The 11,442-nt window shown below is 43.5% G+C and carries 8 protein-coding genes; 3 read left to right on the forward strand and 5 right to left on the reverse strand.

Annotated elements, in window-relative coordinates; genetic code table 11:
• Positions 1 to 150: 150 nt before the first annotated feature.
• Positions 151 to 405, forward strand: a complete 255-nt coding sequence (locus tag KYS23_RS00005; RefSeq protein ID WP_218417858.1) for a hypothetical protein — start codon at positions 151 to 153, stop codon at positions 403 to 405.
• A 98-nt stretch (positions 406 to 503) separates the two neighbouring features.
• Here the strand turns inward: KYS23_RS00005 and KYS23_RS00010 are convergent, their stop codons facing one another.
• From KYS23_RS00010 to KYS23_RS00020, 3 genes are all read right to left on the reverse strand, one after another.
• A complete protein-coding gene (locus KYS23_RS00010; protein WP_246604256.1) occupies positions 504 to 1,481 on the reverse strand; it encodes a hypothetical protein in 978 nt (325 codons plus the stop codon).
• Between the two features lie 179 nt (positions 1,482 to 1,660).
• A complete protein-coding gene (gene cysG, locus KYS23_RS00015) occupies positions 1,661 to 3,046 on the reverse strand; it encodes a siroheme synthase CysG (protein ID WP_159528602.1) in 1,386 nt (461 codons plus the stop codon).
• 125 nt (positions 3,047 to 3,171) lie between these two features.
• Positions 3,172 to 4,938 (reverse strand): DEAD/DEAH box helicase, encoded by a 1,767-nt coding sequence (locus KYS23_RS00020; protein WP_126873180.1) that lies wholly within the window; start codon positions 4,936 to 4,938, stop codon positions 3,172 to 3,174.
• A gap of 216 nt (positions 4,939 to 5,154) precedes the next feature.
• On the opposite strand from KYS23_RS00020, the gene prsT reads away from it, so the two are divergent.
• On the forward strand, positions 5,155 to 7,932 hold the full coding sequence (prsT, locus tag KYS23_RS00025) for an XrtA/PEP-CTERM system TPR-repeat protein PrsT (RefSeq protein WP_218417859.1): 2,778 nt from the start codon (positions 5,155 to 5,157) through the stop codon (positions 7,930 to 7,932).
• 116 nt (positions 7,933 to 8,048) lie between these two features.
• Here prsT and KYS23_RS00030 read toward each other — a convergent pair whose 3' ends face one another.
• Complete coding sequence (locus tag KYS23_RS00030; RefSeq protein WP_159528606.1) at positions 8,049 to 8,891, reverse strand: ion transporter; 843 nt, start codon at positions 8,889 to 8,891, stop codon at positions 8,049 to 8,051.
• A 258-nt stretch (positions 8,892 to 9,149) separates the two neighbouring features.
• Positions 9,150 to 10,517, reverse strand: a complete 1,368-nt coding sequence (tolC, locus tag KYS23_RS00035; RefSeq protein WP_159528608.1) for an outer membrane channel protein TolC — start codon at positions 10,515 to 10,517, stop codon at positions 9,150 to 9,152.
• A 292-nt stretch (positions 10,518 to 10,809) separates the two neighbouring features.
• On the opposite strand from tolC, the gene nudF reads away from it, so the two are divergent.
• Positions 10,810 to 11,436, forward strand: a complete 627-nt coding sequence (gene nudF / locus KYS23_RS00040; protein ID WP_159528610.1) for an ADP-ribose diphosphatase — start codon at positions 10,810 to 10,812, stop codon at positions 11,434 to 11,436.
• Positions 11,437 to 11,442: the final 6 nt, after the last annotated feature.

The raw sequence follows: 11,442 nt of genomic DNA on the forward strand, positions 1-11,442 counted from the left end.
TCTGCATCAATAACCTAGTTCAGAGTCGTCAAGCATGCCACTTTTCCATTTCTTAAGGTGCCTGTCTTGTTACAGTACTCGAACAATGGCTAATTTTAACCACGCAATTTGAAACCTGCTTTAAACATGCCGCTGGCAAAGTGATACACCTTGAACAGTATGCCCACAATCAATATCAGCAACGGGTTCAGGGGCGACAAAGTGCTAGGCGGTTACTGGGGTAGCGTTGCGCCTGAGCAGCTAGATCTATTGCCACTTCACGCGAGTGAAGGAATAAATACCGTTAAGTTAAAATTAGACTTACGCTCACATCCAGATTTAATGACAATCTCCAAAACAGATAAATTTATCTGCATCAATAACCTAGTTCAGAGTCGTCAAGCATGCCACTTTTCCATTTCTTAAGGTGCCTGTCTTGTTACAGTAGTCTTGTTACAGTAGCATTCTGTATTCTACTGAGAGTGCGCCTTTTTGCATTTAATGAGGATGATTTTTACCCGATACTAGTCAATATGCTCAACTTGATAGCGGCCGGTGGATATATAGCGTTTAGTATCATCAGAAATATCACCAAAGCGAATAAGTGCAGGGCCTGTTGGATCAAATAGCACGTAAGTTTTACCTTCAATCTCTAATTTTTCATCGCTGTCGATGGCATTAATATCTACACCTAACAAGGCATGGTGAGGTAAAAATATCATGACTATATGAGCGGTTGGCAGAAATGCGCGCACTAACGCGCCAGTGAGTACAGCTTTGCTGTCACAGTCTCCCCTATTTTGCGTCAATAGCCCTAGAGGTGGCGCGAAACCCGAACCATTACTAGCCACTCGGTCTTCCAGTGTGTCGTAAGGGATAGTTTGTATCCATCCAAGTAATAATGTTAAGTATGCACGGTTATTTTCCACTCGACCGATTTTGTCGTAAAACGCTTCTGAGATAGGTCGCATTGCTTCGTAGGTTTGTGCAATATAGCGAAGATGGTCGGGTTTAACCGCTTGCTCGTTAAATAATGTAGTGAATCGAGTGTAGTAGTGTTTTTCGAGGTAGTCGTTATAGGCAGTTCGTTGCACGTCTTTTAATTGGCTAAGTATCTGGTCGCTCATGTTGGGCTTGGTCGATTTAACACTAATGGTGATGTCATCGTTTTTTTGCTTTACTGAAACAATCGCCTCGCGGGGATTTATCTTTTTTGCCTCTTTCATCAATGAGACAGTCACGTACCGCTGAGCTATGTCAGGTTTATAGTTAGCCTGTGTGGTAGGGGCTACATGTAATGCTTCGCTCGGCAACGAAAATTCAACGTTTTGCTCGGCCCCGTCAGCATCTAACCAGCGATACGTAAATTGAATATCACTAGGCGAAACCGATTTCTGAAAAGAGAGTTGTGACGCGTAAGTATTAATAGGGTAAATACAAAGCAGAAGCAAAATGAAAAGTAGTGGCAATATAAATGAAGTGAGAACAGTCCTAGTCAGCAATTGTGCTTGCTTACTAGCATTATTTATTTGCGTCTTTATTGGAAACGTACAGCTTAATGCTACTACCAATTTGCTAATGCCAATTTGTGGTCAACCGATTATTTCAGTATGCGTATGGATGAGCAAATTGCAACAAAATCGTTAAGACGTTTCATTGCTACTTTGGCTAGCTAGCTGGTTTAGTCCCCAAACCAATTCAGCTGTTTATGTAAACTCACCACAGTGCCTACGATGATTAACGTTGGTGGTTTTAATTCTGACGTAGCAGGCTTTAGCGTGATATCGCTTAGCGTGCCTGTCACCACTACTTGGTTTTCAGTGGTAGCCGACTGAATAAGGGCAATTGGCGTATCTGGGGTAAGGCCATTTTCAATCAGTTTTTCACAGATAATGGGTAAGCCAGTTAATCCCATATAAAACACGATGGTTTGGTTTTTATGCGCTAACGACTGCCAATTCAAATCAATCGTACCATCTTTTAAGTGGCCTGTAGCAAACACCACAGATTGAGCATGATCTCTATGGGTTAGAGGAATGCCTGCATAGCTTGAAGCGCCATTAGCTGCGGTAATACCTGGTACAACTTGAAACTCTATTCCATGTTGAATAAGGGTTTGAATTTCTTCGCCGCCACGACCAAAAATAAACGGGTCTCCGCCTTTTAAGCGCACCACTCGGTTACCTTTTTTCGCTTCATCAACCATTAACTGGTTTATGTCATCTTGCGGCAAGCTATGGTTGCTCTTCGCTTTACCAACGTAAATCTTTTCGGCATCGCGGCGAACGAGTTCTAAAATCTGTGGCGACACCAATCTATCGTAAACCACCACATCGGCTTTTTGCATTAGGCGCAATGCGCGAAAGGTTAATAAATCAGGATCGCCAGGGCCTGCGCCAACTAAATAAACTTGACCTTGAACTTGGTTATTTTCAGCCGCTGCCGTTAGCGCAGTCTCAAACGCCGCATCGGCTTTACTGTCTTGGCCTTTTTCAACCATTTCAGCTATATCACCGTCTAACACGTCTTCCCAGAAATATCGCCGAGCAGTAACACCATTCAAAGATTGCTTTACTTTTTCTCTGAATTTTTCAGAGAAGGCACCTAGTTTACTTAAATTAGCGGGCAATACGGTTTCTAGTTTTTGGCGTAAATAGCGCAATAATACGGGGGCTACGCCGCCACTGCTCATAGCAATTATGATGGGGGAACGGTCTACAATAGAAGGGGTGATGAATTGGCAAAGTGGCGTGTTATCAACCACATTTACGAGCACTTTTTGTTCGCGCGCTAAATCGTGAATAGCTTGATTGGTTTCAGATTTATCGGTGGCGATAAAAACCATGTCTTTATCGGTTAAATCGCTGTCGATAAATTCCCGTTCAATAAGCGTTACTTTCTCGTTTTTAGCCAAACGTTTTACGGTGTCGCAAGCCCACGGCGCCACCACAGTGATGGTGGCAGGAGTTTTCATGATGAGCTCAAGTTTGCGGGCAGCGACTTCTCCAGCGCCAACAATTAAACAGCGAAGAGAGCGAGCATCTAAAAATAGGGGAAAGTAATCCATTAAGGGGCACATAAAAAAAAAGAACTAACGCTATTTTGCGCTAATTCTTTTTATTTATAAACAACGAAATCAGCCTTTATATTCACTAATGTTATATAAAGGTGAAATTTGCTTGTTTTTCGTTCTTACGACTTGCGACGTGCGCGATTATCACGGCTACGGTTTTCACCGCGGTTGTCGCCTCGTTCACGCTTTGCTGGTGGTGTGTCTGACCATTCGCGAATAGACAAACGCTGACCCGCTACGCGAGTACCTTGAAGCTTGTCTTTAGTCTCTTTTGGCATGCCTTCCGGCAAATCAACAGTACTGAAGTTATCATAAATTTCGATAGCACCAATGTGCTTAGAATCCATGTTACCTTCGTTTGCGATTGCGCCAACGATATTACCAGGCTTAGCACCGTGTGTATGACCTACGTCGATACGGAAGCGCTGCATACCTGCTTCTGGCTTACGACCAGTGCGAGGTGCTCTAGGCTTACGTTCACGACCGTCACGGCCACCATCTCTGCGGTCGCCACGAGGTTCACGGCTGTCACGAGGTGGCTTGCTGTGAAGGTCAGGGCGGTCGCTTTCTTTTAAGATAAGCGGCTCATCACCTTGTGCAATCTTAAGCAATGCTGCCATTAGCACTTCAGGAGAAGCTTCAGCTTCTTCTTTAATCATCTCAACTAATGGAATAAGTGTTTCAATGCTGTCATCTTGCGTAGCTTCAATAACAGATTGCTTGAAACGGCTTAAACGCGTTTCGTTGATTTCACTAATTGAAGGAATTGGCATTGCTTCAATTGGCTGCTTAGTCGTTTTCTCGATAGAGAAAAGCATACGCTTTTCACGATGCGAGATGAAAAGGATTGCATCACCAGTACGACCTGCACGGCCTGTACGACCAATACGGTGAACATAAGATTCACTATCGTAAGGTACGTCGTAGTTGATAACGTGGCTAACACGTTCAACATCAAGACCACGTGCAACAACATCAGTTGCCACTAAAATATCGATGTTACCTTGCTTAAGTTTATCAACAGTGCGCTCACGAGCGTTCTGAGGAATGTCACCATTTAGCGGTTCAACATCGTATCCACGTGCAGAAAGTTTATCAGCAAGTTCAACAGTAGCTGTCTTAGTACGCACGAAAATAATCATGCCGTCAAAACGCTCTACTTCCATGATACGTGTAAGTGCTTCAAGCTTATGATGAGGCGCTACTTGGCAGTAACGTTGACGAATAGTACTTGCAGTACTTACCTTAGACGCAATTTTTACGTGCTTAGGATCTTTAAGATAACGCTGAGTAATCTTCTTGATTGGACCTGGCATGGTTGCCGAGAACAACGCCGTTTGGCGTTCAGCTGGCGCGTGGCTCAAAATAAGCTCAACGTCATCAATAAAGCCCATGCGTAGCATTTCGTCGGCTTCATCAAGTACGAGGAATTTAAGTTCACTTAAGTCCAACGTTTTGCGTTTGATATGGTCGATAACACGACCTGGTGTTCCTACTACAACTTGAACGCCGCGCTTAAGCTGGCGAATTTGGTTGTCGTAAGATTGACCGCCGTAAACAGGCAGTACTTTAATTTTATGGCTGAAACTAGCGTACACTTGGAACGCTTCTGCTACCTGAATCGCTAATTCGCGAGTAGGTGCTAGTACCAGTAATTGCGGCTTACGTTGCTCAGGATCGATATTTGCCAACATTGGAAGGGCAAACGCTGCGGTTTTTCCTGTCCCTGTCTGGGCCTGACCGAGTAAGTCGTGACCTTCAAGCAGTAATGGAATACTCTCGGCTTGAATAGGTGACGGTTTCTCGTAGCCAACTTTTTCAAGGGCTTGTAAGATAGGTTCTGGTAGTTTTAGATCTTTAAATGTCATGTCGACAGTTGTTGTCATTAAGGGTCCTGATGCTTTAAGTAAGGAGGGTGCGGCATACTGTAGGACGCCTTCAAACGTCGGAGTGTGCTCGCGGTATTGCAAAAAACGTTATTATATTCGAATAATGGTCAGGTTGCCACGAAATTGCACAATAATGACGAAAAAATGCACAATTGATAGTGTAAACTTCGGGTATACCTCGAAATTCAAATGATGTAGGGCAAAGGAACGACAATGAATAAGAATTACCCACAGCAGATTTTTAAGCGATCTACCATTGCTGTCCTGCTTTTGAGCAGTCTGTTAGGTGGATGCGGTGATAAGTCGATAGATGCTCACCTAGAGGACGCTCGTGCTTATGCACAAAATCAAAATAATGCTGCTGCAATCGTTGAATACAAAAATGCCATTCAGGTAGATCCTGATGCAGCGGTACCCCGTTTTGAGTTAGGTAAATTATACCTTCAAAATGATAATTATGTGTCAGCTGAAAAAGAATTAAATAAAGCGTTAGAGCTAGGACACCCAGCCAGTGATGTCATTCCTTTACTCTCTGTGGCCTATCAACAATCGGGAGCGGAAAACGCATTAGGGGAAGTTGATTACCGCGCAGAGGGCATGACCGCCGTAGAATCTGCCGAAGTGGGTTTTTATAAACTTCAAGCCTTAGTGCAGTTGGAAAAACTGACAGAGGCAGAAGCGCTACTCGGTGATTTGCTTACCCTCGATACCCAGTCTGTGTATAAGGGCTTAATCGAAAGTTACCAATTTGTGCTTGTAGAAGACTATGCACAAGCACTTATCGCCACGGAAACACTACGAGAGCAAGCACCAAGCAACAAAGATGTTTTACTACAGCTTGCCCGCCTTTATCTGCTAGAACAAAAGCAAACAGAGGCCATTGATGTTTACGAAGATTACACTAAAGCCTTTCCTAAAGACGTGACCAGTAAATTCGCTTACGCTGCTTTGCTAATAGAGCAACGCGATTTAGCACGTGCTGAGCCAGTGGTGGATGAACTATTAACGCTGAATGAAGCCCATCCATTGCTTAATACGTTTAAAGGCATAATTGAATCAGCTAATGGTAATCATGCAAAAGCCTTAGCGCATTTGGAAACCGCAGTGCAAAATGGTCGTAACGATCAAGTGGTGCGATTGGTTGCCGGTTTCAGCGCATATCAAATTCAAGATTTTGAAGCGGCCCAACGACACCTTACTATGGTGGCATCACGGTTACCTGAAAATCACCCAGGCTTAAGAATGCTGGCAGACAGCATGTTGCAACTGGGTGAAAATGACGAAGCCCTTGCCGTATTAAACCGAGTAGAAGGCGGTACGACCACAGACGCAGCGTTATTTTCAAAAGCGGGGTATCAATTACTTCGTGAAGGTAACGTGCTTGGTGCTAAACAAATGGTTGAAAAAACCGAAGCGGTTGTGGATACCTCTCCAGAAGACCTCGCCCGTTTAGGCGTGCTACAACTTTCATTAAACGATGTGACCGGGTTGGTAAATATTGAAGAAGCGGTTCAACGAGCACCAGAATCTACAGCCTCTCAAAATACTTTGCTGCGCGCTTACATCGCTACTGGGGAGCTTGAAAAAGCCAAAGTTGCTGCCAACGAATGGCGTGACCAAGCGCCAAACAACGCCTTGCCGTTGGTTTATCTAGCCAGCATTGCAATTGTTCAAGAAGAGTTTTCTAACGCGGATGAGTTACTTAATAGTGCCGAAAAACTAGACGGCGTTGAAAAAGAAGTCGCGTATGCAAAAGTTAAGTTATTAATTGCCCAGAAGCAGTTTGCAGATGCTATCACGCTTGTGAAGTCTCATATAAAAGACAACGCTTCTGACGTGCAAGCGTTAACGATGTGGTATGCCCTAGAAGCACGAGATAAAAATGATGCGGTAGTGGTTGATTACTTAGAGAAGCAACTTACAAAGCAATCAGACAATATTGATTTGCGTTTATTATTGGCGCGTATTTATTCGAGAATGGGTGAAGTAGCCAAGAACAATAGCTTGCTAGCCTCTGTGGATGGTGATGAAAGCACCCCAATGGCGTTTTGGAATTTAAAAGGCCAAGGGCTGATTCGTGCAAACGAAGTTGGAAAAGCTAAAGCGTTGTTTGAACGTTGGGTTGAGTTTTACCCCCAAGATAAAAACGCGGTATTGGGCATGCTGCTTATCCTAGATTCTCAGAACAACTACCGCGACGGTTTAGCGCTTACTGAAAAAGTATTGGCGAAACGTCCGGATGCCCAGATTAGTCTATTAAAAGCGTATTTCCATGCCATGATGGGGCAAAGTAAACCGGCATGGGAGGTTATCAATAATACCTCTGATGAGGTACAAGCACTGCCATTCGTACGCGGTATTCTCGCACGACTGTATGTTATCGATAAGCAACCAGAAGAAGCATTGGAGCATGCAGAGGTGGCTTATGATGCTACGCCTAACTCAGACATGGCCTTGTTGATGGTAGCCATTTATGAAATGACAGGTAAGCAAGCCGAAGCATTTTCATTTCTTGAAAAGCATGTGGATAACACGCCAAACGATGTACGCAGTGCCATGCTATTAGCTGAACGCCAAATTGGTATCGACAAGCAAAAAGCTATAGCAACCTACGAAACTATTTTGACTAAAACCCCAGATAATTTTGTGGTGTTGAATAACTTAGCGTTTTTAAGTTTTCAAAATGGAAACTTAGATAAAGCTGAAGCCATGGCGAGAAAGGCCGTATCTTTACAACCTGAAAATGCAGATTCAGTAGATACGCTCGCACAAATACTGATTGCCAAAGGTGATAAAGAAGCCGCCCTTACGCTGTATTCAGATATTGCAACTCGGCCTATATCGAACGAAGAGGTTTATCTTAATCACGTAGAGCTGTTATTGCAGATGGATAAAAGTGCGTTAGCTAAACGCCGCCTAGCAAGTAGAGCGTTCGAAAAAGAAGTATCACTTAAGCGTATAGAAACGCTAAAAGCGCGCTTCGGGTTATAAAAGGGTTTTCGTTACCATAAAAGCTAATAGCCAAACTAAAGCTAAGCTAATAAAAACGAAAAAAGCGCCTAGGTTATATCTTCCCTGGGCGCTTTTTTATTGGCTGTTAATTATTACTACAGGTTATTGTTTTTCGAACTTGGTTCGAGTTTGGCCTTAATAGCGGTGAGCTCTGCCATTACGTCTTGTAGTGTAGGTTCACAATGGCCTTCAGCTTCTAATTCTGCTCTTAGCAGTGCTTCCTTTTCTTCCCTGGCTTTTTCGTTCTCACGCTCCATCACGTTTACCACAATACCAATCACCATGTTCAAAAAGGCGAACGCAGTAAAGAAGATAAAGGTTAAGTAATACACCCAGCTTAGCGGATAAACCTCCATGGTTTCGTACATAACATCGGTCCAATCTTCGAACGTCATTACCCTGAACAGCGTAAGCAACGAAATAGTGATGTCGCCCCAAAGCGTTGGGTTGATATCGCCAAACAAAGTGCTGCCAACCGCGGCGTATATGTAGAAAATGATAAACATGAGCAACATAACGTAGCCCAGTTGAGGTAATGCTTTTACCAGCGATACTAACAGTATGCGAAGTTCTGGAATGATAGAAATCATCCGCAGCACTCTAAATACCCTAACTAATCGTGCAATCAAGGCAAGTTCAGCATCATCAGCAGGAATAAGGCTAATGATGACAATTAAGGTATCGAAAAGATTCCAGAAGCTTTTAAAGAAATCTCGTTTTCGTCGTTCGGCTAAAAAGCGAATAGTAATTTCAGTTAAGAAAAATGCGCTGATAAACCAATCTAGTAGCAGGGTAACACTGCCAAAACCGGCGGGCAGTTCATAGGTTTTGGCGCCAACTAATAACGCTGAGATGACGATAACGCTAACCACAAAGGCTTCAAACCATTTATTAGCGCGAATGCGTTCAAATCGACTTTGTAACTCAGAAGCTTGCATGTTTTTCTTTGCTCACATTACAAACAAATAAGCGCTGCCAATCATTTACGATAAATAGGCTTATTTAGGGATAATAAAAAAAGGGGCAACATCATGGACGGTGCATTGTGCTTGATGCAAGTAAAATTGTATTACCGGCTTAAAGTGCCTGCCATTATGTTCTGACATTATATCATTTACAAAGAAGGCGGCTAATGCCGCCTTCTTTAATCACACTGGTTAAATCGCCAAGTTTTATTCAGTTTGTGTTGCCGATGACTATTCAGTGTCTTCCAAGGGCTTTAAGCCGCGGTTGATAATCGCCACATCTTCACCGGTTAAGGTACCAGCCGCTTGCTTTAAGGTAACAACCGATTGAATAAAGTCGTAGCGCGCGCCAGATAAGTTGTTGCGTGCATCAAACAAATTACGGGTGCTATCAAGTACATCCACAATAGTACGCGTTCCTACATCAAAACCCGCTTCAGTTGCTTTTAATGCACTGTTAGCTGAAACCACAGACTGTTCAAGGGCGCGAATGGTTGATATTGACGCTTTTACGTTATTAAACGAGCTGCGAATAGACTGTACGGTTTCACGATACGTTTGTTCAGCCGCTTGGCTGGCAGAGACGTAAAGGTATTTCGCTTGGTCAGTTTGCGAGCTTACACGGTGGCCAGAGTAAATAGGTACTGACACTGATAGGCCAATTGACTGGCTATCAAGGTAAGGCGTTTCGTACTGAATAACTTGCGAGTCTACGTCATTTTTCGAGCGACCAACGCTTGCCGATAAATCAAGGGTCGGTAAGTGGCCTGAACGGGCAGCCGCGATATCTTCTTTAGCAATATCCATCGCTAAACGGTCAACCAACAATGCTAAGTTTTTATCTTGCGCTGTTTCTAACCAGTTATCGACTTTCGCAGGCACTGGCATAGTGGCAGAGAACGTTTCTTTATCTAAGCCAAACAAGCGGTCGTGGTATTTGCCGGTGATCACACGTAACGCTTCAAGGGCAAATTCTAGCTGGTTTTCAGCCTGAATCTCTTGGGCGACAGTACTATCATAATTAGCTTGTGCTTCGTGAACATCGGTAATAGCAGTTAGACCAACTTCAAAGCGCTGACGAGTTTGTTCTAACTGACGTTCAATGGCACGTTTTTCTGCATTAACAAATTCAACACTGTCTCGTGCACGCAATACATCAAAATAAGCAGTAACCGTACGTACAATTAGGTCTTGCATGCTAGCGGCTAATTGCGCATCGCTTTGTTCTGCCACTTTTTCGGCACGATCTAAGCCAACCCAGTTTGCGTGGTCGTACAACGACATAGACAACGAAATACCGTAATCGATATTGTCATTGTCTGTCTCAAAGGTGACTACTTGTAGGTCGTCTGCGTTAGTACCTAATGTCTGTGCACTCTCTGTGGTAGAGGTGGTGTATGACACGGAGCCAGAAATTTGAGGAAGAAGGTTTGCACGACTAATGCTGATCCCTTCAAATGCAGCATCACGCTGCGCTTTCGCTTGGTTTACCAAAGGGTCATTGGCCAGTGCTTGTTGATACACTTGCGTCAGATCATCGGCAAGGGCACCGGTTGTTACTGAGAAACCGATTGCCAGCGACAGAAGTTTTCGATTCATGCTTACGTCTTCCTGTTATGTCTAGATGAGTCTAAGTGACTGCTAATAATTATAAATAATATGTGAAGTGTATAAATTTTATTCGTAAACCGAAACAGTACAGTCGTAACAGTATTGCTTTAACTGTAACAGAATATGTGATCGACCTTGTTCATCGACAAGTATTCACATTTATCTCAGAAAATTCGGTGTTAACTTTTTATGCTTTCGTCCGCGGTTAGGGCGCGTATACAAAAGTTGTATGTCTATGTACTATGCATGATAAATCGTTTCAAACCAAAAGTGTCTGCAGATGAGCAAGAAAATCCTTTCATTTACCTCAAACGACGTTGAAATCACGAGTGTAAAACCGGTTTATCGTGGTTTTTTTACCATGCAAGAATATCTGTTTACGCACAAATGCTTCGACGGCACCCATAGCGGTACAGTGAAACGAGAGTTATTTGAACGCGGTCATGCTGTAGGCGTATTGCCCTACGATCCTGTATTGAAAGAATTTGTGCTTATTGAGCAATTTAGAATAGGGGCGTTGGCGACATCTTCAACCCCTTGGTTGATAGAAATAATTGCGGGCATGATTGACGAAGGGGAAACCGAAGTAGACGTATGTCATAGAGAGTCAATGGAAGAGGCCGGTATTGAGCTTGAAAATCTCACTAAAGCAATGAGTTATTTATCTAGCCCTGGGGGCACGACCGAACGTATTCACATCTTTATTGCAAAAACCAATGCAGAAAAAGCCCACGGCATTCACGGATTAGAAACCGAATCGGAAGATATTAAAGTTCATAGAGTGCCTGAAGCAACAGCCCTTGAATGGCTGGAAAACGGCCATATAGACAACGCTGCCGCAGTAATTGCGCTACAATGGTTCTTTATGAACAAATCCACGCTAATGGAGCAATGGAAGATATCGTGACACAAC

This window comes from Alteromonas lipotrueae (assembly GCF_019249255.1).
In the GTDB taxonomy this organism is placed as follows: Bacteria; Pseudomonadota; Gammaproteobacteria; order Enterobacterales; family Alteromonadaceae; genus Alteromonas; species Alteromonas lipotrueae.

Coding starts and splice junctions, on each gene's coding strand:
- cysG (WP_159528602.1), bottom strand. CDS start 3,046: ATGGATTACTTTCCCCTATTTTTAGATGCTCGCTCTCTTCGCTGTTTA.
- KYS23_RS00020 (WP_126873180.1), bottom strand. CDS start 4,938: ATGACAACAACTGTCGACATGACATTTAAAGATCTAAAACTACCAGAA.
- prsT (WP_218417859.1), top strand. CDS start 5,155: ATGAATAAGAATTACCCACAGCAGATTTTTAAGCGATCTACCATTGCT.
- KYS23_RS00030 (WP_159528606.1), bottom strand. CDS start 8,891: ATGCAAGCTTCTGAGTTACAAAGTCGATTTGAACGCATTCGCGCTAAT.
- tolC (WP_159528608.1), bottom strand. CDS start 10,517: ATGAATCGAAAACTTCTGTCGCTGGCAATCGGTTTCTCAGTAACAACC.
- nudF (WP_159528610.1), top strand. CDS start 10,810: ATGAGCAAGAAAATCCTTTCATTTACCTCAAACGACGTTGAAATCACG.